Annotated in this window: 1 protein-coding gene; it reads right to left on the reverse strand. The window is 58.1% G+C overall.

All coding sequences use genetic code 11. The features are described from left to right. Positions 1-200: 200 nt before the first annotated feature. A complete protein-coding gene (locus RWX45_RS03245) occupies positions 201-512 on the reverse strand; it encodes a hypothetical protein (RefSeq protein ID WP_316022345.1) in 312 nt (103 codons plus the stop codon). Positions 513-1,185 lie beyond the last annotated feature (673 nt).

The raw sequence follows: 1,185 nt of genomic DNA on the forward strand, positions 1-1,185 counted from the left end.
AGGTGCCGCTCGATGACCTCATAGCGCTCTCCACGAAGCTGCTCTGCACGGGCGTGGAGTCGCTCGATCTGGTGTGAATCTAGGCAGCTGATGCTATTTGCTCGCCTAGTGCGCTGTCATAATGCCTTCCTTCAACTTAAAGGGGCCAGGATTGCTCCCAGCCCCAGCTGAACCCGTCCCGCATTGCCCCTGTTAGGCGATTACTCTGTCGTTGTGAGCTCGATCTCTTCAACCGAATCCGGCATTTCTCCGAAGAGGGTAGACTTCCACCACTCCGGCGTCATGCAGCCTGACGCGCAGAGCATGTCGAGGAGCTTGTCCTGGGCCTCGGGAGGGAGAGCCTCGAAATCCGCCTTGATAGCATCCTCTATGGCTTTACTTGTTGCAGCCATCTCATCACAGATTTCGCGTTTCTCTTCCAAGCTGTAATTGTCGGGATCGCTGAGGCAAAGATCCGCCTTGAAGTACGCTACGGCCTCGTTCTGGGTGAGCTCGTCGATGTTGGTGATCATTTTCGTGCCTTCCTTTCGCTTGCATGGTATCCGTCTTGCGGCTGAACTGCGGGTTTGTTCACCTCCAATCCTTGTCGCATCTAGCCGTTTCACATGCAGCTAGCCAAGCACCTCGTTGCATTTTTGGTGGGCACCATGGTGGGCATATGGTGGGCACAAACGAAGAGGCCAGAAGCACAAGCCTCTGACCTCGTTGTTCGTGGTGGGCGTTACAAGATTTGAACTTGTGGCCTCTTCCGTGTCAGTCTGTAACGGCCCACGGTTAGTTCGCATCGTGCGCGGTGACGACGCTGGACTTCCGCGGGTTCGACCCGTCGACGCTCATGGACCTGTACTACGCGTTCTCCGGCTGCTCCTCGCTCACCACGATCTACGCTGATTCCACGTGGGCGCTGCCTTCGAGCGGCATTGGCGGGTCGCAGTGCTTCTACGCATGCTCCACGTCGCTTGTGGGCGGGAACGGCACCGTGTGGTCGAGCTCGAACACGGGGTACACATACATGCGGTTTAACAGGACCGGGCAGCCGGGGTATTTGACCACCGTGGAATAATCTGGCCGTCGCTCCAGTTATCATGCGGCAGCAGCAATCAGCGGGCCTCCACCGTGAAGCGCACCTCCTCGGGAAGCGCGCGCACCGCGTCGAGGTGCTCCTCGTCGATGTGGGCGATGACC

This window comes from Actinomyces sp. MRS3W (genome assembly GCF_032465695.1).
Classification (GTDB): domain Bacteria; phylum Actinomycetota; class Actinomycetes; order Actinomycetales; family Actinomycetaceae; genus Actinomyces.